18 protein-coding genes are annotated in these 21,234 nt (G+C 71.6%); 8 read left to right on the forward strand and 10 right to left on the reverse strand.

The genetic code is table 11. The features are described from left to right. The first annotated feature begins 11 nt into the window (after positions 1-11). Complete coding sequence (gene ybaK / locus ACXJMZ_RS02345) at positions 12-503, forward strand: Cys-tRNA(Pro) deacylase (protein ID WP_457028277.1); 492 nt, start codon at positions 12-14, stop codon at positions 501-503. A 167-nt stretch (positions 504-670) separates the two neighbouring features. On the opposite strand, the gene ACXJMZ_RS02350 is transcribed toward ybaK, so the two are convergent. From ACXJMZ_RS02350 to ACXJMZ_RS02375, 6 genes are all read right to left on the reverse strand, one after another. Continuing rightward, positions 671-1,333 (reverse strand): hypothetical protein, encoded by a 663-nt coding sequence (locus ACXJMZ_RS02350; RefSeq protein ID WP_457028278.1) that lies wholly within the window; start codon positions 1,331-1,333, stop codon positions 671-673. Positions 1,334-1,381: 48 nt separating this feature from the next. Then, the gene (locus ACXJMZ_RS02355) at positions 1,382-2,191 is read right to left on the reverse strand and encodes an ABC transporter permease (RefSeq protein WP_457028313.1); all 810 of its coding nucleotides are present in this window, start codon (positions 2,189-2,191) and stop codon (positions 1,382-1,384) included. A 29-nt stretch (positions 2,192-2,220) separates the two neighbouring features. Continuing rightward, positions 2,221-3,114 carry an ABC transporter ATP-binding protein gene (locus ACXJMZ_RS02360; protein WP_457028314.1) on the reverse strand — a complete coding sequence of 298 codons (894 nt, stop codon included), beginning with the start codon at positions 3,112-3,114 and terminating at the stop codon, positions 2,221-2,223. Between the two features lie 201 nt (positions 3,115-3,315). Beyond that, positions 3,316-4,350, reverse strand: coding sequence for an NYN domain-containing protein (locus ACXJMZ_RS02365; protein ID WP_457028279.1), 1,035 nt, complete (start codon positions 4,348-4,350; stop codon positions 3,316-3,318). Positions 4,351-4,541: 191 nt separating this feature from the next. After that, a complete protein-coding gene (locus ACXJMZ_RS02370) occupies positions 4,542-5,579 on the reverse strand; it encodes an aspartate-semialdehyde dehydrogenase (RefSeq protein ID WP_457028280.1) in 1,038 nt (345 codons plus the stop codon). 87 nt (positions 5,580-5,666) lie between these two features. Beyond that, positions 5,667-6,527, reverse strand: coding sequence for a dihydrodipicolinate synthase family protein (locus ACXJMZ_RS02375; RefSeq protein ID WP_457028281.1), 861 nt, complete (start codon positions 6,525-6,527; stop codon positions 5,667-5,669). Between the two features lie 72 nt (positions 6,528-6,599). Here ACXJMZ_RS02375 and ACXJMZ_RS02380 point away from each other — a divergent pair, with 72 nt between their 5' ends. The 4 genes from ACXJMZ_RS02380 to ACXJMZ_RS02395 all read left to right on the forward strand — a co-directional run bounded on the left by ACXJMZ_RS02380 (position 6,600) and on the right by ACXJMZ_RS02395 (position 13,072). After that, the gene (locus ACXJMZ_RS02380) at positions 6,600-7,478 is read left to right on the forward strand and encodes a LysR family transcriptional regulator (RefSeq protein ID WP_457028282.1); all 879 of its coding nucleotides are present in this window, start codon (positions 6,600-6,602) and stop codon (positions 7,476-7,478) included. 61 nt (positions 7,479-7,539) lie between these two features. After that, entirely contained in the window at positions 7,540-11,097 is a 3,558-nt protein-coding gene (gene dnaE / locus ACXJMZ_RS02385) for a DNA polymerase III subunit alpha (RefSeq protein WP_457028283.1), read from the forward strand. A gap of 2 nt (positions 11,098-11,099) precedes the next feature. Next, entirely contained in the window at positions 11,100-12,023 is a 924-nt protein-coding gene (locus tag ACXJMZ_RS02390) for a phosphotriesterase family protein (protein ID WP_457028284.1), read from the forward strand. A gap of 77 nt (positions 12,024-12,100) precedes the next feature. Next, positions 12,101-13,072 (forward strand): outer membrane protein assembly factor BamB family protein, encoded by a 972-nt coding sequence (locus ACXJMZ_RS02395; RefSeq protein ID WP_457028285.1) that lies wholly within the window; start codon positions 12,101-12,103, stop codon positions 13,070-13,072. Positions 13,073-13,142: 70 nt separating this feature from the next. Here ACXJMZ_RS02395 and ACXJMZ_RS02400 read toward each other — a convergent pair whose 3' ends face one another. After that, a complete protein-coding gene (locus ACXJMZ_RS02400; protein ID WP_457028286.1) occupies positions 13,143-13,595 on the reverse strand; it encodes an Lrp/AsnC family transcriptional regulator in 453 nt (150 codons plus the stop codon). A gap of 171 nt (positions 13,596-13,766) precedes the next feature. Here ACXJMZ_RS02400 and ACXJMZ_RS02405 point away from each other — a divergent pair, with 171 nt between their 5' ends. Beyond that, on the forward strand, positions 13,767-14,768 hold the full coding sequence (locus ACXJMZ_RS02405; protein WP_457028287.1) for an asparaginase: 1,002 nt from the start codon (positions 13,767-13,769) through the stop codon (positions 14,766-14,768). 86 nt (positions 14,769-14,854) lie between these two features. After that, positions 14,855-16,192 carry a DUF2252 domain-containing protein gene (locus ACXJMZ_RS02410; protein WP_457028288.1) on the forward strand — a complete coding sequence of 446 codons (1,338 nt, stop codon included), beginning with the start codon at positions 14,855-14,857 and terminating at the stop codon, positions 16,190-16,192. Between the two features lie 164 nt (positions 16,193-16,356). On the opposite strand, the gene ACXJMZ_RS02415 is transcribed toward ACXJMZ_RS02410, so the two are convergent. The 3 genes from ACXJMZ_RS02415 to ACXJMZ_RS02425 form a co-directional block, all read right to left on the reverse strand. Then, on the reverse strand, positions 16,357-17,259 hold the full coding sequence (locus tag ACXJMZ_RS02415) for an esterase/lipase family protein (RefSeq protein ID WP_457028289.1): 903 nt from the start codon (positions 17,257-17,259) through the stop codon (positions 16,357-16,359). Positions 17,260-17,561: 302 nt separating this feature from the next. Further along, a complete protein-coding gene (locus ACXJMZ_RS02420) occupies positions 17,562-18,440 on the reverse strand; it encodes a transporter substrate-binding domain-containing protein (RefSeq protein WP_457028290.1) in 879 nt (292 codons plus the stop codon). A 337-nt stretch (positions 18,441-18,777) separates the two neighbouring features. Next, on the reverse strand, positions 18,778-19,413 hold the full coding sequence (locus ACXJMZ_RS02425) for a dienelactone hydrolase family protein (protein WP_457028315.1): 636 nt from the start codon (positions 19,411-19,413) through the stop codon (positions 18,778-18,780). A 131-nt stretch (positions 19,414-19,544) separates the two neighbouring features. On the opposite strand from ACXJMZ_RS02425, the gene ACXJMZ_RS02430 reads away from it, so the two are divergent. Next, positions 19,545-21,176, forward strand: coding sequence for an alkaline phosphatase D family protein (locus ACXJMZ_RS02430; RefSeq protein WP_457028316.1), 1,632 nt, complete (start codon positions 19,545-19,547; stop codon positions 21,174-21,176). The last annotated feature ends 58 nt before the right edge of the window (positions 21,177-21,234 follow it).

Consider the following 21,234-nt stretch of genomic DNA (forward strand, 5'->3'; position numbering starts at 1 on the left):
GGATCGGCGCGATGGCGAAGAAGCAGCAGCGCGGTGGCGGTACGCCCGCGACGGTGGCGCTGGAGGCGGCCGGAGCGGGGTTCACCGTGCACGCGTACCAGCACGACCCGGCCGCCGCCTCGTACGGCGGGGAGGCGGCCGAGCTGCTCGGCGTCCCGGGTGAGCGGGTGTTCAAGACCCTGGTCGCCGAGGTGGACGGGAAGCTCACCGTCGGCGTGGTGCCGGTCTCCGGGCAGCTCGACCTGAAGGCGCTGGCCCAGGCGGTCGGCGGCAAGCGGGCGGCGATGGCCGACCCGGCGGCGGCCGAACGCAGCAGCGGGTACGTGCTCGGCGGCATCTCGCCGCTCGGGCAGCGCCGTCCGCTACGGACTGTCGTCGACGTGACGGCGATGGACCATCCGACGGTCTACGTCTCGGGTGGACGCCGGGGGCTGGAGATCGAACTCTCCCCCGCCGACCTGGTTGCCCTGACCACGGCCACGGTCGCGCCGATCGGCCGCTGACTTTTGCAGGGCCCGAGGTTGCACTACCCAGGGGCTCGGGGAACTGCGAGGAGATCTGGCGTTCGGGTCACTGCGAAAGTGCCTGACCATTTACGCACGGATCACCTTTTCCGAGGTCGGCGTCGCAGTTCCCCGAGCCCCTGACCGTAAACGGCTGAGCGCAGTGCCTAGGCCTGCGGCTGCTGCCACTGGGGGCCGACCCAGTACGGCGGGGGGTCCTGTTCGCGTTTGCCGAAGGCTGCCGAGAGGGCGAGCAGGACGACCATCGCCGCCATCGGCCAGACCAGCAGGGCGCCGTGGGAGCCCAGTTCGAGGGCTGCGCTGAACTCGACGCCCTGGCCGGCCTTCTTGGCGCTGGCGAGCACGTCCGTGCTGGGGCCGAGCCGGGTGCCGAGCTGCCAGGCCAGGATCGAACCGGCCAGGCCGCCCAGGGCCAGCCCGCACGCGACGGCGATGCCGCCGCCCCGACGGCGGGTCAGCAGGAAGGCGGCCAGGGCGGAGAGCACACCGGCGGCCAGCGCCAGCAGGGCGAAGGTACCGTCGGCGCCGGCCCGCTGCTCGCCCTCGGGGTCGACGTACCGGATCGCGTCGCTGCCGGCCACCAGCATCACGCGCGGTGCCAGCCACAGCCAGAGCAGGCCGACCAGCACCCCGACCAGCACCCCGGCCAGGGTGGTCAGCGCTCCGATCCGCAGCTCGGGCCCGAGCGGGCGCCGTTCGCGGGCGGGCATCGGCGGCGGCAGGTACGGGTCCGGCTGCGCGGGGTACCCCGGGACGGAGTCCCGGGGCGGCTCGGCGGCGGAATCCGCAGGAGTGTTCGGTACGGTCACCGACCCATCGTTTCACGACTGGTGGCTCCGGGGTCGAACACCCGGGTCTCAGCGGGTGGCGGCCCGACGATATGCCCAGGTGGCGATGGCCAGCGAGACCAGGCCGACCGCACCGCAGACGGCCAGGTTGCCGAACACCGAGGCCCAGTCGGGTGCGGTGGCGAAGCTCTCCGCGAAGGCCTCCACCCCGTAGGTGGAGGGCAGCAGATCACGCAGCAGCCGGACGAAACCGGGCAGCTGGGCCACCGGCAGTACGCCGAGCAGCAGCGCGGCCGACATGCCGAGCTGGCCGAGCAGGGTGGCGATCTCCTGACGGGGCGCCAGCAGCCCGCAGGCCGCGCCGACCCCGGCCAGCGCCGCGCCCGCGAGCGGGACGACCGCGAGCAGCACCCAGAGATGGCCGAACGGGAGCGAGAACATCCAGGCCCCGACCCCGGCGGTGACCAGCGCACCGGGCACGGTGAAGGAGGCGTACGCGGCGGCGGCGCCGAGCACCACGGCGGCCGGACGGACCGGCAGCGTCGCGTAGTGGTCCAGGCCGCCGGTGGCACGGAGCCGGCCGAAGTACTGGGCCAGCAGGTTGAGCGCCACGAAGGCGACCACCAGCACGCTGGAGCCCGCCACCACCGAACGGGCGGCCGGGACGTCCCCGGGGTCCACCACACCGCGCATCATCAGCAGGATGCCGAGCGACTGGAAGGTCGCCACGAACAGCAGCGGAATCCGGGCCACCCGGGCCCGGGCCAGCTGGGCCCGGTAGACGGCGGCCAGCGAGGGCAGCAGCCTGGCGGCCGGGGCGAGCGGTGCGACGGCAGCCACCGGCGGAGCGGGGGCCAGGGGCGGGTCGAGCAGGGCCACCGCGTCGGCCTTCCGGATCTGAGTGGGGCTCACTTCGCCAGCCCCTCGTGCCGGCCGCCGAGCTTGAGGTACGCGTCCTCCAGGCTCGGGGTGGCCAGGGTGAAGTCGTCCAGGGCCGCGAAGGCGGGGCCCGTGGTGACGATGGCGACGAGTTCGCGGGCCTGTTCGGGCGTGGTGCGGATGGTCCAGCGGCGCCCGGAGCGGACCGCGCGCTCGGCCAGCCGGGCGACGGCGGGGACGCCGAGCGGAGCCTCGGTGCGCCAGACCAGGTCGAGCCGGACGTCGCCGTCGACCAGGGCTTTGAGGCCGCCGGGGGTGTCGCAGGCGATGATCCGGCCCTCGTCCACCACCGCGACCCGGTCGAGTACGGTCTCCGCCTCGATCACGTTGTGGGTGACCAGCAGCACGGTGGTGCCGTGCTCGGCCCGGCGCCGGTCGACTGCGGACCAGACCGCCCGGCGGGCCACCGGGTCCATGCCGCTGGTCGGTTCGTCCAGCACCAGCAGCGGCCGCTCCCCCACCAGCACGGCGGCGAAGCAGGCCAGCCGGCGCTGTCCGCCGGAGAGCTTGGCGAGCGGGCGGCCGGCGATCGCGGTCAGGCCGAGCTCGGTCAGCACGTCGGTGCTCGCGCTCCGGGCCTGGGCCCGGGACAGGCCGCGCAGGCAGCCGGTGGTCTCGGCCGCCATCGCGACGGTGAGTTCGTCCAGCGCGGTCGACTCCTGGCCCAGGTAGCCGAGCAGCCGGGCGGCCCGCTCCGGGTGCCGGACGATGTCGTGCCCGAGGATGTCGATCGAACCCCGGTCCGGCCGGAGCAGCCCGGTGAGCTGGCGGACCAGGGTGGACTTGCCCGCGCCGTTGGGTCCGAGCAGGCCGAAGACCTCGCCGCGTCGGATGTCGAGCGCGATGCCGTCGTTGGCCCGGATCTCGCCGTCCTTGCTGCGGTAGGTCTTGGCAAGGTCTCGTACGGTGCAGCACTGCCCGGCAGGGTGGTGGCCGGGACCGCCGAGGTCGCCTTGCGGCGTGGCCTGTGGTGCCCGCCGGTCGGTGTCGCTCACGGTCGAAGACTCTACGCGCTGGCCCGGAGGAACCGGACAAGGGGGTTGATTCGGCTCCGGCGAGCCCCGTCACTCCTGGGCGACCGCCAGGTCGGGGCGCGGGACGCGGTCGGCGAAGGCCTGCCAGAAGCCGGCTCTGATGGCGTACCTGTCCTGCTCGTCGATCTGGTCGTCCTTGGCCGCGAGCAGGCCGAACCGGGCGGCGTAGCGCAGCAGTTCGGAGTCCAGTCGGTGCGGGATGCGCGGGTGGTCGGCCCAGAGCGGGAGCAGTTCGGTGTCCCGCTGCAGCCGGGACAGCCAGCGGCGGGCGAACACGGCGCCGACCTGCTGGGCTTCGCCGGGGACGGCGGCGCTGTCCTCCTCCCGGTCGGCCCAGCGCTGTTCGGGGCTGGTGATCTCGGCCAGGGTGGGCGGCGCGGGGGTGAGCCGGGCGGAGGACCAGCGCAGCACCAGCGCGGGCGGGACGGTGGGGGCCGGGCGGGTGGCCAGGTCCCTGGGGGTCGGCACGACCCGGAGTTCGGGGGCGCGCACCGCCGGTACGGTGGCCGGGCCGGTCTCCCGGACCTGGGCCCAGCGTTCGACGAAGGCGCGGCTCAGCACCCGCCGTTCGTCCGCCTCGGCCACCAGGTCCTCGGACTGGTTGAAGTCACCGTCCACCGGCTGGACCGCCCAGAGGTGGACCACCACGCCGTGCTCCTTGGCGCACACCATGCCGGGCAGCAGGTCGCCGTCGCCGCTGAGCAGCACCAGGTCGGCGCAGGCCCGGTTGTGGGCCAGCTCGGTGAGCTCGGCGTGCATCGCGGCGTCCACGCCCTTCTGCACCCAGCGGCCCTCGGCCCGGGTGAGCGCACCGAGCCGGACGGTGACCCGGGGCAGCGTGCGCAGCCGACGGTGTTCGGGCAGCGAGCGCCGGTCGGGGGCGGCGTCGAACCAGTAGATCCGCAGCAGCGGCAGCCCGGTCTCCGCCTCGGCCCGTTCGGCCAGTGCGGTGGCCAGTGCCGCGTGATCCACCGTCAGCCGGGCCCGGACGGGGTCTCCGGCCAGCAGGTTGGCGGCGGCTCCCAGCAGGTATCCCGCGTCCACCAGGACGACGCACCGGTCCACTCCACACCACTTCCCTCCGGAGGGCCGCACCGCGCGGAGAAATGATGTGGGGGCCCGCACGGCCGCCGACGTCCCGGCGGTCAGGGCGAGTACCGCCGGTGGGCACTCTCTACCCTCCGATGGACGGGCGAACCGTTCCGCCACCGCCCCTGCCGGTCAGCGTCGAGGGCCGACCGGCAGGTGACGGGGTGTCAGCCCCTGAGCTCGGCCAGCTCGGCCGCGACCAGCTCGGCGATCTGCACCGCGTTCAGCGCGGCGCCCTTGCGCAGGTTGTCGTTGGAGAGGAACAGCGCGAGGCCGTTCTCCACCGTCTCGTCCACCCGGATCCGGCCGACGTACGAGGGGTCCTTGCCGGCCGCCTGGAGCGGGGTCGGGATCTCGGACAGCTCGACGCCCGGGGCCTTGGCGAGCAGCTCGTACGCGCGCTCGACGCTGATCGGGTTGGCGAACCGGGCGTTCACCTGGAGCGAGTGGCCGGAGAAGACCGGGACGCGCACGCAGGTGCCGGAGACCTTGAGGTCGGGGATCTCCAGGATCTTGCGGGACTCGTTGCGGAGCTTCTGCTCCTCGTCGGTCTCGAACGAGCCGTCGTCCACCAGGTTGCCCGCGAGCGGGATCACGTTGAAGGCGATCGGCCGCTGGTAGACACCCGGGTCGGTGGCCTGGACCGCCTCGCCGTCGAAGGCCAGCTGGTCGGCCTGCTCGGTGATCTCGCAGGCCTGCCGGTGCAGTTCGGCGACGCCGGCCAGGCCGGAGCCGGAGACGGCCTGGTAGGTGGTGGCGACCAGGGCGGTCAGACCGGCCTCGTCGTGCAGCGGGCGCAGCACCGGCATGGCGGCCATCGTGGTGCAGTTCGGGTTGGCGATGATGCCCTTGGGGCGGTTCGCGATCGCGTCCGGGTTGACCTCGGAGACCACCAGCGGGACCTCGGGGTCACGGCGCCAGGCCGAGGAGTTGTCGATCACGACCGCACCGGCGGCGGCGACCTTGGGGGCCAGCGCCTTGGAGGTGGAGCCACCGGCGGAGAAGATCACGATGTCCAGGCCGGAGTAGTCGGCGGTCTCCGCGTCCTCGACGGTGACCTCGCCGTCCTGCCAGGGCAGCGTCTTTCCCGCCGACCGGGCCGAGGCGAACAGCCGCAGCTCCGCCACCGGGAACTCACGCTCCGCCAGAATGCTGCGCACCACTCCACCGACCTGGCCGGTGGCACCCACGATGCCGATCCTCATCCGACTTCTCCTCCTGTGTTGTGCTCGATCAAGGCCCGCACACTCCGCCCATCATGCCTGTTCAGCGGGTCGGAGCGACAAGGCGTTTCACTGGGTGGGCGGCAGCAGGGCCAGCGCGTGCGCCACCGGCTCCGGGCTTGCGGGCAGCAGCGGGAGGCGGACGTCCGGGGTGGGGATGCGCCCCTGGGCGTGCAGGACGCCCTTGATCACGGTCGGGTTGGGCTCGGCGAAGGCCGCGATCGAGAGCTGCGCGAGCCGGTGTCCCAGCTCCCGCGACCCCCTGCCCTCGGCGAAGTCGACGAACCGTCCGGTGGCCAGGTGGGCGGAGGCCAGGATGCCGCCGGTCGCGCCGAGGGCGAGCAGCGGGGCGAGGAAGGGGTCGTCCCCGGCCAGTACCGCGAAGTCCGGCGGCAGGTCGGCCATCAGCGCGACGGTCTCCTGGTCGATCCCGCCGGCCGCGTACTTGACCCCGGCGACGTTCGGCAGGGCGCCGATCCGGCGCAGCGCGGCGGCGCTCAGCGCCTGACCGGTGCGGTACGGGATGTGATAGACGATCAGCGGCACCGGGCTCCCGGCGGCCAGCTGCTCGAAGTGCGCCAGTGCTCCGGCCTCGCCCGGCCGGGTGAAGGCGGGCACGGTGACCAGGGCGGCGTCCGCCACCCCGGCCAGCTCGGCCAGGGCGGCGACGGTGCGCCGGGTGTCGTTGCCGCCGGTGCCGACGGTGAGGGTGGCGCCGTACTCGGCGGCGGCCTTGGCGCAGACCTCGACCACGGTCCGCCGCTCGGCCTCGTCCAGGGTGGCCACCTCGGCGGTGGTGCCGAGCGCGACCAACCCGGCCGCGCCGTCGGCCAGCGCCTGCCGGGCCAGCCCGGCCAGGGTCTCGACGGCGAGCGTGCCGTCCGCCTCGAAGGGGGTGACCAGCGGTACGTGGATTCCGTGCAGTTCCATGCCGTCGAGCCTGCCGCCCCGGGTCCGTTCAGGTCCAGTTCACATCTCCGAGGCTTTGCGTAAGCTCTGCTTATGCTCGACGTCCGCCGCCTGCGGCTGCTCCGTGAACTCGCCCACCGCGGCACCATCGCCGCCGTCGCCGAGTCGCTCGCCTTCAGCCCCTCCGCCGTCTCGCAGCAGCTCTCGGTGCTGGAGCGGGAGGCCGGCGTCCCACTGCTGGAGCGGACCGGCCGCCGGGTCAGGCTCACCCCGGCCGGGCGGAACCTGGTCCGGCACGCGGAGGCGGTACTGGAGCGACTGGAACAGGCCGGGGCCGAACTGGCCGACGCCAGAAGCGGGTTGGCCGGTCCGCTGCGGATCGGCACCTACCCCTCGGCGGCCCGGGCGATCATCCCGGCGGCGCTGGCCGCGCTCGGCCGCGAGCACCCGGGCCTGGAGCCGATGGTGACCGAGATCGACCCGGCGGTGGTCTCGGCGCTGCTCCGGTCCGGCGAGCTGGACGTGGCACTGGTGCACGAGTACGACTTCGTCCCGGCCGATCCGGCCCCGGGCCTGGCGGCCGAGCCGCTGTTCACCGAGGCGATGTACCTGGCCGCCACGTCGGCCGGGACGATCGCCGACCACCGGGAGTCGCCGTGGATCGTCGCGCCGCACGGCACGCTCTGCCACTCGATGGCCGTCCGGGCCTGCCAGGCGGCGGGGTACACACCCCGGATCCGGCACCAGATCGACGATTTCGGCACGGTTCTGGCACTCGTCGCAGCGGGCCAGGGGGTGGCTCTGGTGCCTCAGCTGGGAGTGGCCGGGGCGCCCCCTGGCGTGGCACTGACCCGGCTCCCGATGGCCCGCCGGACCCGGACCGCGTACCGCGCCGGAGCGGCCCGCCACCCGGCCGTGGCGGCCTTCGTCACAGCTCTGCAAACCGCACTCCCGAGTGACCTGAGGTGCTGAACGGACCCCCGAGCAGCGGCTAGGGTAGAGCCTTCCTTCGAGCCTGAGGAGCCGTCCCACCGTGGCCGACAGCTTTGTTCACCTGCATGTCCACACCGAGTTCTCGATGCTGGACGGAGCAGCGAAGAACGGAAAGCTGTTCGCGGAGGCCGAGCGGCAGGGCATGCCCGCGATCGCGATGAGCGACCACGGCAACATGTTCGGCGCGTACGAGTTCTTCCAGACCTCGAAGAAGATCGGCAGCGTCAAGCCGATCATCGGCATCGAGGCGTACGTCGCCCCGGGCTCGCGGTTCGAGAAGAAGCCGGTGTTCTGGGCCCCCGGCGGCCAGCGTCAGGTGAGCGCCGACGGCGAGGGCGGCAAGGACGTCTCGGGTGGTGGCCGGTACACCCACATGACCATGTGGGCGCAGAACGCCACCGGGCTGCGCAACCTCTTCAAGCTCTCCTCGCTCGCGTCGATGGAGGGCTACTACATGAAGCCCCGGATGGACCGCGAGCTGATCGCCGCGAACTCCACCGGGATCATCGCCACCACCGGCTGCCCGTCCGGCGAGGTGCAGACCCGGCTGCGGCTGGGCCAGTACGAGGAGGCGGTCAAGGCCGCCGACGCGTACCAGCAGATCTTCGGGAAGGAGAACTACTTCCTGGAGCTGATGGACCACGACCTGTCCATCGAGCGGGACGTCCGGGACGGTCTGCTCCGGCTCGCCAAGCAGCTGGACATCCCGCTGCTGGCCACCAACGACTCGCACTACGTGACGGCCGATCAGGCCGACGCCCACGACAGCCTGCTCTGCGTCGGCGTGGGCAAGAACAAGGACGACCCGAACCGCTTCAAGTTCAACGGCAGCGGCTACTACATCAAGACGCCGGAGGAGATGCGCGCGCTCTTCACCGAGCTGCCGGAGGCGTGCCGCAACACGCTGGAGATCGCCGACCGGATCGAGCCGTACGACGAGGTCTTCAACTACGTCGACCGGATGCCGCAGTTCGACGTGCCCGAGGGCGAGACCCAGGCGTCCTTCCTGCGGCAGAAGATCAAGGCCGGCCTCCAGCACCGCTACGGCGACAGCCCGAGCCAGGAGGTGCTGGACCGGATCGAGCTGGAGATGGGCGTCATCTCCCCGATGGGCTTCGACGCGTACTTCCTCGTGGTCGCCGACATCTGCCAGTACGCCCGCGACAACGGCATCCCGGTCGGCCCGGGCCGTGGTTCGGCGGCCGGCTCGATGGTCTCGTACCTGACCCGGATCACCGAGCTGGACCCGCTCGAGCACGATCTGCTGTTCGAGCGGTTCCTGAACCCCGAGCGCATCAACCCCCCGGACGTCGACATCGACTTCGACGACCGCCAGCGCGACCAGATGGTGCGCTACGTCACCGACAAGTACGGCGAGGCGTACACCGCCCAGGTGAACACCTTCGGCACCATCAAGGCCAAGGCGGCCGTGAAGGACGCCAACCGCATCCTCGGCTACCCGTTCGCGATGGGCGACCGGATCACCAAGGCGATGCCGCCGGACGTGATGGGCAAGGGCGTGCCGCTGGCCGACCTGTTCAACGACAAGCACCCGCGCTACAACGAGGGCACCGAGATCCGCTCGCTCTACGCGAACGAGCCGGACGTCAAGAAGATCATCGACACCGGCCTCGGCATCGAGGGCCTGATCCGCGGCACCGGTGTGCACGCGGCGGCCGTGATCCTCTCCTCGACCCCACTGCTGGAACTGATCCCGCTGCACAAGCGGGACAAGGACGGCGTGATCATCACCGGCTTCGACTACCCGTCGTGCGAAGCCATGGGTCTGATCAAGATGGACTTCCTGGGTCTGCGCAACCTGGGCATCATCGACCACTGCATCAAGATCGTGAAGTCCAACCGCGGGATCACCGTCGACATCGAGAAGATCCCGCTGGACGACCCGACCACCTACCAACTCCTCGCCCGGGGCGACACCCTGGGCGTGTTCCAGCTCGACGGCGGGCCCATGCGGGCGCTGCTCAAGCTGATGAAGCCGACCGAGTTCGCCGACATCTCCGCCGTCTCGGCGCTGTACCGGCCGGGCCCGATGGGCATGAACTCGCACACCAACTACGCACTGCGCAAGAACGCCCAGCAGGAGATCATCCCGATCCACCCCGAGCTGGAGGCCCCGCTCGCCGAGGTGCTCGGCCCCACCTACGGTCTGATCGTCTATCAGGAGCAGGTGCAGCGAGCCGCCCAGGTGCTGGCCGGCTACAGCCTCGGACAGGCCGACCTGCTCCGCCGCGCGATGGGCAAGAAGAAGAAGGAGGTCCTGGAGAAGGAGTTCGTCCCCTTCCACGCGGGCTGCAAGGAGCGCGGCTACTCCGACGCGGCGATCCAGGCCGTCTGGGACGTGCTGGTGCCGTTCGCCGGGTACGCGTTCAACAAATCGCACTCGGCCGCGTACGGCCTGGTCTCGTACCAGACCGCCTACTTGAAGGCGAACTACCCCGCCGAGTACATGGCCGCCCTGCTCACCTCGGTGGCGGACGACAAGGACAAGATGGCCGTCTACCTGGCCGAGTGCCGGTCGATGGGCATCAAGATCCTCTCCCCGGACGTCAACGAGTCGGTGGAGGACTTCACCGCCGTCGGCACCGACGTCCGCTTCGGCCTCAAGGCGGTCCGCAACGTCGGCACCAACGTGATCGACTCGCTGGTCAAGTCCCGGAAGGAGAAGGGGAAGTACTCCTCCTTCGCCGACTTCCTGGACAAGGTCGAGCTGGTGGTCTGCAACAAGCGCACCGTCGACTCGCTGATCAAGGCCGGCGCCTTCGACTCGCTGGGCCACACCCGGCTCTCGCTCACCACCGTGCACGAGAACGCGATCGACGCCGTCACCGGCGTGAAGAAGCAGCAGGCGATCGGCCAGGACGACCTGTTCGGCGCGATGGACAACGGCGAGGACGTGCCGACCATCGGCCTGGACTTCGAGCTCTCCGACCGGGAGTGGCCGCGCAAGCAACTCCTCAGCCTGGAGCGGGAGATGCTCGGCCTGTACGTCTCCAGCCACCCGCTGGACGGCGCCGAGCACATCCTCTCCCGCAACCGCGACGTCTCGATCGCCGAACTGCTCGGCTCCGGCCGCACCGAGGGCGAGGTCCGGCTGGCCGGCCTGATCACCGCCGTGGACCGCCGGATCAACAAGGCGGGCAACGCCTGGGCGATCATCACCCTGGCGGACCGGGACGGCTCGGTCGAGGTGCTGTTCTTCCCCGCCGCCTACAACCTGATGTCCGACCAGATGGTCGAGGACAACGTGATCGCGGTGCGCGGCCGGCTGAACGAGCGGGACGGCTCGCTCAGCATCTTCGGCCAGGAGATCACCAGCCTGGACATCTCCTCCGCCGAACACGGCGGCAAGCCGCCGATCCTGATCACCGTCCCCACCGGCCGGGTCAACCCGGAGATGATCGCCGAGTTCAAGACCACCCTCCGCTCCCACCCCGGCGACGTCCCGGTCCGGCTCCTCACCACCGGCCGCGACAAGAACGTCCTGTACGAGCTCGGCTTCCTGGTCAACCCCGACAACGGCGCCTTCGCCTCCGAGGTCAAGACCCTGCTGGGCCCGTCCGCCTGGAGCAACGCGTAGACATGACCGCTCTGGTGCGCACCGTGCTGGGCGATGTCGACCCGGCCTCGCTCGGCGCGGTCGACGCGCATGACCACCTGTTCCTGCGCACGCCCCGGCTGCCCGGCCAGGAACTGGACAGCGCCAGTGCCGCCGAGGCGGAGCTGCGCGCCTTCGCCACAGCGGGCGGCGGGGCGCTCGCGCAGTGGACCCCGGTCGGCCTCGGCCGCCGGACGGACCTGCTGCCGATGCTCTCCCGGGTCACCGGTGTGCACCTGATAGCCGCCACCGGACTGCACCAGGCCGCCCACTATCCACCGGAGTTGCTCGACCGGCTGCTCCCCCGGCTGGCCCGGCTGTTCATCACCGAGCTGGCCGAGGGCATCCAGGGCTCCAACGGCCTGGTCCGAGCCGGAATGATCAAGGTGGCCGGTGGCTTCCACCGGGTCGACCCGCACGCCCGGCAGGTCTTCGCGGCTGCCGCCGAGGCCCATCACGTCACCGGTGCGCCGATCGGCGTCCACCTGGAGGCGGGCACCGGCGCTCTGGAGACGCTGGACGTGCTCTGCACCGAACTCGGCGTGCCGGCAGACCGGGTGATCCTCGGTCACCTCAACCGGATGCCGGACACCCGCACCCACCTGCGGGCCGCCGAAGCCGGTGCCTACCTCGCCTTCGACGGCCCCTCCCGCGCCCACCACACCACCGACTGGCGCCTCCTCGACTGCCTGGCCGCCCTCGCCGGGGCCGGCCACGCCGACCGCCTCCTGATCGGTGGCGACACCACCACCGCCGCCGCCCGCGCCACCGACGGCGAAGGGCCGGGCCTGCCGTACCTGCCCGGGGTACTGCGACCCCGGATCGAACGCGAACTCGGCACCGAAACCGCCCAGTTGTGCTTCGAGGCCAACCCCGCCCGCGCCTTCGCCATCACCCGCCGGGATTGACCCCACCTCATCGCCGCCTGCAGACCTGAGCAGCAATCCCGTTGCCGCAGCCGAGCGCCCTCTGGTGCACTGGGCCCGTGATCGGGACGACCGTATGGAAACGGCAGTTGCACCAACCGGGTCGGCACACCGCGCTCGCGGTGGCCGACCGGCAGCTCGTCGTACTCGAGCGCCACACCCGGCTGGTCTGTCTCGACCGGGCCGACGGGTCGGTCAACTGGGATGTACCGGCCGGGACTTGGCCCCGCGGCCTGGTGGTGGCCAGCGACCGCTGCCTGGTACTGCCGCAGACCCCCGACCGGTTGTCCTGCCACGACCTGCGGAGCGGTGCACCGGTGTGGCGGGTCCAACTGCCTGGGTTCACCGGCCATCTGGTCGTCCATGGGAACACCGTTGTGGTGGGCGGCTGGCGCGGGTACACCCCGCTCGCCGCCTTCGACCTGCGGGACGGGCGCCCGCTCTGGCGGACCTCGGAACCTGTGGCAACCACGCTGCCGGTGTCCTGGGGCGGCGGGCTGCTGCTGGGCAGCGGCTCGGCCGCCTGGCTGATCGATCCCCTCGACGGCACCGAACTCACCCGCTGGCAGCTGCCCGAGCCCCTGCCCGACGGTGACCAGCCGGTGCTCACGCTGTTCAACCGGGACCGGTGCCTCGCTCGCGTCGGCTCCCGGTCTGTGGCGACCCTGCAACTGTCCTCGGGCCGGGTCGACCAGCTGGTCCGGCACGATCGCAATCTGCTGCCCTGTGCAGCCGAAATCAGCGGCGGGCTGGCCTGGTTGCGCGAAGGACGAGCCGGATTCCTGGTCGTCGACCCGACCGACGGGTCGGCGCGGTGGCGGCTGGACCTTGGCCTTCCGCTCGCCCCGGGCGTGGCCAGGACCGACAGTGGGTTCGTCGTGGCCAGTGAGTCCGGCGCCCTCCTCCACCTGGGCTCCGGGGGCGAGTTGGCCGGACGTACGCAGCCGAGCCGCCGGATCAGCGCCCTGCGGGACCTCGGACCTGGCCGGGCCGCGCTGCTGACCAAGGGCACTCTCCAGGTGGTGTCCTGACCCGGAGTCAGCCCGGGTGGGGGTCCAGTCGGCGGTAGGTGACGCCCGGCAAGTGGACGCCCGTCAGCCGTCAGCCGACCGGTAGGCCGCTCGGTTCCTTTACCCGCTTCATGATGATCTGCGAGTTGACCTCGGTGACCCCGGCGAGGGTGGTCAGCCGCTCGATCCAGAGCCGCTCGTACGCCTTCAGGTCCTCGACCGCGATCCGCAGCAGGCAGCCGGGGCTGCCGAACAGCCGGTACGCCTCGATCACGTCCGGGATCTCCTGGAGTGCGGCCTCGAAGGCCTCCACCGCCTCGCGTTCGCGACGGACCTCGACCGAGACCAGCACCTCGAAGCTGCGGCCGACGGCGGCCGGGTCGATCACCGCGCGGTAGCCCCGGATCACCCCGTCCTGCTCCAGCTGGCGGACCCGGCGCATGCACGGCGAGGGCGTCAGCCCGACCCGCTGGGCCAACTCCTGGTTGCTCAGCCGGCCGTCGCGCTGGAGCTCGCGCAAGATATCCCTGTCGATCTGATCCATCACGCGATCATATTGCCCACTTCCTGTCAGGTCTCGCAAGAATTCGCGATCGCATTGCGCACTGATTCGCCTATTCTTGCTGGTGAGCGTTCCGCCACCCGCGGAGACCAACAGGCAGCCCGGCCCCGGCAAACAGCTGGTGCCGGGCTGTTCCCCTTTCAGGAGGCACCCATGGCACGGATCGTCGTGATCAGCACCGGCGGGACCATAGCCAGCCGGTGGCAGGGCTCCGGATTCGCCGCCGACGCCGACGGCAGCGAGGTGATGGCGACCGCCGCCGTCCCCGAGGGTGTCTCGGTCGAGGTGGTCGACCTGTTCAGCGTGAACAGCCCCCGGCTGACCAGCCGGCACCAGCTGGAGCTGCTGCACACCGTGCACCGGGTGTTCCGCGACCCGGGGGTGGACGGCATCGTGGTGACCCACGGCACCGACACCCTGGAGGAGTCGGCCTTCCTGCTCGACCTGCACCACCGCGACCAGCGCCCGGTGGTGCTGACCGGCGCGCAGCTCCCGCTGGACGCCGCCGACGGTGACGGGCCGGGCAACCTGCACGACGCCCTGCTGACCGCCGCCACCGCGCGCGGCCTGGGTGTGCTGGTGGTCTTCGACGGCGAGGTGCACGCCGCCCGGGGCACCGTGAAGACCCAGACCGTCGCCCCGAACGCCTTCGCCGACCCCTCCGGCGACCGGCTCGGCGACGTCGGCTTCGGCCGCGCCCTGATCATCCGTCAGCCCGAGCGCCCGACCCCGCTCGCGCTCCCCGCCGCCGAGGCCGTGCCGCCCCGGGTGGACATGGTGATGCACCACTCGGACGCCGACCCGGCGCTGTTCGAGGCCGCCGTGGCGGCCGGGGCGCAGGGCGTGGTGCTGGTGGCCACCGGCGCGGGCAACGCCACGCCGGAGTTCGTCGAGGCGGTCGCCGCCGCCACCGCCCGGGGCGTGCTGGTCGCGCTGACCACCCGGGTGCAGTCCGGCCCGGTCACCGAGATCTACACCCACGGCGGTGCGGTCGACCTGGTCGCCGCGGGCGCCCTGCCGACCGGCACGCTGCGGGCGGGGCAGTCCAGGATCGCCGTACTGGCCGCGCTGCTCGGCGCCACCGACCCGGCCGAGCGCACCGAGCTGCTCCGGCACGCCCTGGCCGCCCGGAGCGCCGCACTCACCCCCGCCTGAGCAGCCGCTCGGGAACCTGTCCGAATACTGTGTCGTCATCCGTTCCAGGACCGATGACCGACGACCCAGCACAGAGGACGATCCCCATGCAGCAGCAGAACGCGGCCGAGCGCGAGCCCGACCGGGCCGAGACCATCCTGCGGGTCTTCGACGAGGCCTTCGGCCGACTGCTGGCCGAGGACCCGGCCGCGTTCAAGGTGAAGTTCCGCAAGATGGCCGCCTCGGCCTTCGCCTTCTACCGGGGCACCGCCGGGCTGTACTACGCGGACCTGACCACCGCTCCGTTCGAGGCGTTCGGCGCGCCGTACCTGGACGAGCAGACCAGCCTGGTCTGGATCCACGGCGACCTGCACGCGGAGAACTTCGGCACCTACCTGAACGCCGAGGGCCGGCTGGTCTTCAACGTCAACGACTTCGACGAGGCGTACGTCGGCGCCTTCACCTGGGACGTCCAGCGGCTGGCCGCCAGCCTGGCCCTGCTCGGCTACGCCAAGGCGCTCTCCGACCGCACCATCGCCGAGCTGGTCCGGGCCTTCGCCACCGCCTACCGGGCGCGGATCGCCGACCTGGCGGCGGGCGCACCGGCCGAGGCTTACACCCTGGACACCGCCGAGGGCCCGCTGCTGGAGACGCTGCGCGGGGCCCGGCTGCAGACCCGGGTGGCGCTGCTGGAGCGGGAGACGGTGATCGAGGGGTACGAACGCCGGTTCCGCTCCGGCGGCGGCGCGATCCCACTGGACGACTCCACCCGCGCCGAGGTGCTGGCCGCCTTCGAGCAGTACCTCGCCACCCTGCCCCCGGCCACCCGTACCCGGCCGGACGCGCTGCGGGTCAAGGACGTGGTCGGCCGCCGGGGCGTCGGCATCGGCAGCGCCGGCCTGCCCTCGTACAACGTGCTGGTGGAGGGCCACACCGACGCCCTGGAGAACGACGTGGTGATCTACCTGAAGCAGGGTCAGACCCCGGCGGTGTCCCGGCACGTGACGGACCCGGAGATCCGCGGCTACTTCGAGCACGAGGGCCACCGTACGGTGATCTCCCAGCGCGCCCTGCAGGCCGCCAGCGACCCCTGGCTCGGCTGGGCCACCCTGCGCGGCCAGGGCATGCTGGTCGCCGAGGTCTCCCCGTACTCGGCCGACCTGGACTGGACCGACCTCACCGAACCGGCCGACCTCCGCGACGTGGTCACCCACCTCGGCCGGGCCACCGCCGGCATGCACGCCGCCGCCGACGAGTCCTCCAGCGGGCACGGCCTGGTGCCGTTCTCCACCGAGCACGCGATCGACCGGGCGATCGGCGACGACACCGACGGCTTCGCCGACATGCTGGTCTCCTTCGCCCTCACCTACGGCGACCGCGCCCGCAGCGACCACCAGATCTTCGTCGACCTCTTCCGCAACAACCGCATCCCGGGCCTGAACTGACCCTCCGGCAGTTGCAGCTACGGTCCGGGGCTCGGGACCGTAGCTGCTCCCTCAGCTCTTGACCTCGTGCGCAGCTGCGGAGCGAAGCCCGGCGCGCTGCTGAGCGGTTCTCCTCCGGTACGTGCCCGGCCGGGCCGTGCTTCTCGACGTGCGGGAGCGGTGGGTCAGGGGACCAGACGGCAGCCGGTGCGGGTGGCGTGCGCGGGGTCGAGCACGTTGGTCACCTCGTGCAGCGTCTCCGGGTTGACCTGCATGGTGGCGTGCTGCGAGAGGTCGGTCCAGCAGAGGTCCTGGATCAGCACGTTGCGCACGTTCGGACCGGTCAGGAACTGGGAGTTGACCGGGGTGGCGACGAAGTCGTATCGGGTCGCGAGCACCGTGTACTCGACGCCGGGCACCGTGTCGCCGCCGGCGTTGGTCGCGGCCAGGAAGGCCGATCCGACCGTCTGGTCCAGGCAGGCCGGGCACCAGCTCTCCAGCAGCGCCTCGGGGGCGCCCTCGATGCCCTGGAGCAGGGTGGCCAGGCCGGACAGCGTGGTGCCGTGGCTGGTCGGCGAGATCGCCACGAACCGGCCCACCTTGGCGGCGCCGCCCAGGTTCTTCAGGTAGTACCGCGGCATCAGGCCACCCTGCGAGTGGCCGACCATGTCGACCTCGGCGGCACCGGTGGCGGCGAGCACGCCGTCCACGAAGACCCGGAGCTGCTCGGCCGACTCGGCGGCGGGGGCGATCGCGGCCAGCAGCGGCACGTTCGGCATCCGGCCGTAGGTGGGGGCGAAGACGCAGTAGCCCTCGGCCTTGAGCAGCGGGGCGAGCTCGATCCAGTTCAGCGTGGCGGTGACGAAGGTGCCGTGCACCAGCACGATCGGCCGGGGGTGGGCCGAACTCGGCGTGCAGGAGAAGTCGTTGGCACCGGGCAGCGCGGTGGCGGCGAGCTGCTGGGCGGCAGTGATCGCGGACTGGTCGGTCGCACCGGCGGGGACGGTGGTTCCGGCGACGACCAGCAGTCCGGCCGCGACGACCGCGGCGGCGCGTCCGGAGCGGCGCAGCAGGGAGCGGATGGACATGAAGTCCTCCAGTGGGGTGGGGGTTTCGGTCCGGCGGCTCCGGACCGGCACACATCACAGCACCGGCCCGCCGAACCCGCCCAGTACCCGGCGGTAATACGTTGCCCGCCACCAACCCATCTCGGACCGGACTGTGCAGCGTGCACAGTCCGCCCACCGGCGCTGTGCGAAGGCTGTCCTCCCCCGCCGATCCGTGCGAACCTGTCCGGCTGCCCGACCTTCCCCTTGTCCAACCTCTGGTCGAACCTCTTGTCGGATCGTCCAACGAGCGCCCGGCCGCCGCCGTCAGCCGGGCAGCGTGCTCACTGGCTGCCGTTCACCACCGAGTTCTGGATCGCACCGGCGGACAGCTGACGCTTCGCCAGCAGCTCGTCGTACGTGCCGTTCCTGATCAACTCGTTCATCGCCTTCATCAGCACGTCACGCAGCTCGCGGTCACTCTTGCGGAGGGCGATGCCGTACGGGCGGGACTGGATCTGCGAGCCGGCCAGGTCGTACGTCTTTCCCTCCCCGATGGTGGTGGCGTTGTGCTGCGCCTTCGGGTAGTCGGTCACGTAGACCTCGGCCGCCCCGGTGCGGACGTACTCCAGCGCCTCCGCGTCGGCGCCCGTCTCCAGCATCTTGAGCGGCTTGGTGGTGTGCTCGCACGCCTTCTGCTGCCTGGCCACCAGGTCGTTGTGGGTGGTGCCCTTCTTGACCGCGACGGTCCGGCCGCACAGGTCGTCGATGGCTGCGACCTTCTTGGGGTTCCCCTTGCTGACCACCATGCCGATACCGGCCATGAAGTAGTCCACGAAGTCCACGCCGTCGTTGATCTGCTTGTCGTTCTTGTCCATACCCAGTTGGCGCTCACGGGTGTCGGTAATCCCGGACATCCCGATGTCGTACTTCTTCTCGAACAGCCCGGGAAGTACGTTGGCGAACGGCCCGGCGTCCTCGAACTCGAACCGGACCCCGAGCACCTTCTCCATCGCGGCGGCCAGGTCGATGTCCAGGCCGTCCGGCTGGCCCTGCGTGTTCTTGAAGATCACCGGGGCGGCGGTGAAGGAGCCGCCCACCCGGATTACCCCGGCGGTACGGACGGCCTCGGGCAGCCGGTCGTGCAGCGAGGCCTTGTCGACCGTCGTACCGTCCGCACCGCAGGCGCTCAACGTCAGCGTGCCCACCACCGCGACTGCCACGGCGTGACACCTGCGACTGCTGAAGGGGCTCATGTTGTTCGCTTCTCCCGACTGATCGACGCACTGTGCGGCGGGTTCGGGACTCGGCGACGGCAGCCCGCACCGACGGGACTCCGCCGGCCCCGCTCCGGTGAGATCCCACTCCGCATACCGGAACGGCCGGGTCAGTGCCCGGCAGTGCCCAGGACGGGAATGCCGGTCAGACTATAAGCCACCATGCTCACGCCAGCTGATGCCGGGGGCTTGTGCGAGCGTACAACGTCAACTGACGCTGCGGCAGGAATGTGTGGGGCGCCTCCGGTTGCGTACGCCGCCTCTCCACGCCTGCCTGACGCGGTCAGCCCTCGGAGATCTCGGCCAGGAAGTCCAGCGCGACCACCCAGGTCCGCTCGGCGGCCTCCGCGTCGTGGTCGGGCAGCTCGGGGTCGGTGTACAGGTGACCCGCGCCCCGGTAGCGGTGGATCTCGACGTCGGCACCCGCCCTGCTGAGGTTGAGGTACCAGGCGTTCAACCAGTCCTCCGACTCGAACGGGTCGGGGTCGGCCACGTGCAGCTGGACCGGGATCCCGGTGGCGGCGTCCTCACGGATGTCGGAGGTGCCGTGCAGGAGCAGCAGCCCGAGCGCCTTCTCGTCGGCCAGCGCGAGGTTCTGCGCCAGTGCGCCGCCGAGCGAGAACCCGGCGTACACCAGCCGGGCGTCGGCGGTGAGCAGCGGGCCCACCTCGGTCACCGCCCGGCGCAGCAGCTCCTCACTGCCGATCTCCTCCTTGTGGGCCATCCCGGCCTCGACGTCGTCGAAGACCCGGCCGTCGTAGAGGTCCGGCGTGTGCACCTGGTGGCCGGCGGCGCGCAGCCGGTCGGCGGCCTGGTGCACCGCCGGGCGCAGGCCGTACGCGGAGTGGAAGAGGACGATCTGGGCCACGTCTGGTTCCTTCGGGTCAGCTGTTCGACGTACCGGACCATCATCACCCACCCCGATCGCCCCACCAGCCCCGGCCGCGTCCGCAACGCCGGGGTGAAGAGCCGACAAACAGTCAGTCCGTGCTCTGGACAACTACTTACCGATCAGTAGCCTTGCTGGACGTGACTGAGCCCACCGATGCCATGTCCCTCGCCCGGCCGCGTCGCCGCCGGGTCCTGCAGGCCGCCGCACTCACCGCCGGTGCCGCCGCCCTCCCGTTCGCCGCTGCCGCGCCGGCCACCGCCGTCGCCGCGCCGGAGTTCCTGCACGGGGTCGCCTCCGGCGACCCGCTCCCCGACGGGGTGGTGCTCTGGACCCGGCTCACCCCGGCACCGGACGCCACCCCCGGCTCCGGCAACGGCCCCGACACCCCGGTGAGCTGGCAGGTGGCGACCGACCGGGGCTTCGCCACCGTGGTGGTCTCCGGCACGGTGACCACCACCGCCGCCACCGACCACACCGTCAAGGTGGACGTCCGCGGTCTCCGGCCGGCGACCACGTACTGGTACCGCTTCACCGCCGAGGGCGTCAGCTCCCCCGTCGGCCGCACCGCCACCACCCCGGCCACCGACGCGGCGCTGGGCCGGCTGCGGCTCGGCGTGGCGTCCTGCGCCAACTGGGAGGCGGGCTACTTCTCCGCGTACCGGCACCTGGCGGCCCGGGGCGACCTGGACGCGTTCCTCTTCCTCGGTGACTACATCTACGAGTACGGCACCGGGCAGTTCGCCGCCCGGGGCACCGTGGTGCGTCCGCACGCGCCCTTGCACGAGATCCTGAACCTGGCCGACTACCGTACCCGGCACGGCCGTTACAAGACCGACCCGGACCTCCAGGCGCTGCACGCCATCATCCCGACGATCGCGATCTGGGACGACCACGAGGTGGCCAACGACGCCTGGTCGGGCGGCGCGGAGAACCACACGCCGGGCACCGAGGGCGACTGGGCGGACCGGGTCGCGGCGGCCAAGCAGGCCTACTTCGAGTGGATGCCGGTCCGGCCCTCCATCGCCGGAACCACCTACCGGCGGCTGCGCTACGGCAAGTTGGCCGACCTCTCGCTGCTCGACCTGCGCTCGTTCCGCAGCGCACAGGCCAAGGCGGGCACCGGCGAGGTCGACTCGGCCGACCGCACCATCACCGGCCGGGCCCAACTCGACTGGCTGAAGGCTGGGTTGTCCGCCTCGGACACCAACTGGCGGCTGGTCGGCAACTCGGTGATGATCTCACCGGTGGCCTTCCTCTCGCTGCCCGGCTACCTGCTCCGCCCGCTCGCCCAGCTGCTCGGCCTGCCCTCCGAGGGCCTGGCGGTGAACCCCGACCAGTGGGACGGCTACACCCACGACCGCCGCGAGCTGCTCGGCCACCTGAGCTCGCACGGCATCCGCAACACCGTCTTCCTGACCGGCGACATCCACTCCGCCTGGGCCTCGGACGTGCCCAACGAGGCCGCCACCTACCCGGCCTCGGGCAGCGCGGCGACCGAGTTCGTGGTCACCTCGGTGACCTCGGACAACATCGACGACATCCTCAAGGTGGCCCCGCAGACCGTCTCGCTGCTGGCCGCCGCCGCCATCGAGGGTGCCAACCGGCACGTCAAGTGGGTCGACCTGGACTCGCACGGCTACGGCGTCCTGGACGTCACTCCCGAGCAGGTCCAGATGGACTACTACGTCCTCTCCGACCGCACCCGCCGCGACGCCACCAGCAAGTGGGCCCGCGGCTACCGCACCCGCACCGGCACCCAGCGGATCGAGCGGGTCTGGTCGCCGCGCTGACCCTGTGCAGGGCGCTCAGTTGCACTACCCAGGGGCTCGGGGAACTGCGAGGAGATCT

The sequence above is a fragment of the Kitasatospora sp. P5_F3 genome, from assembly GCF_054049135.1.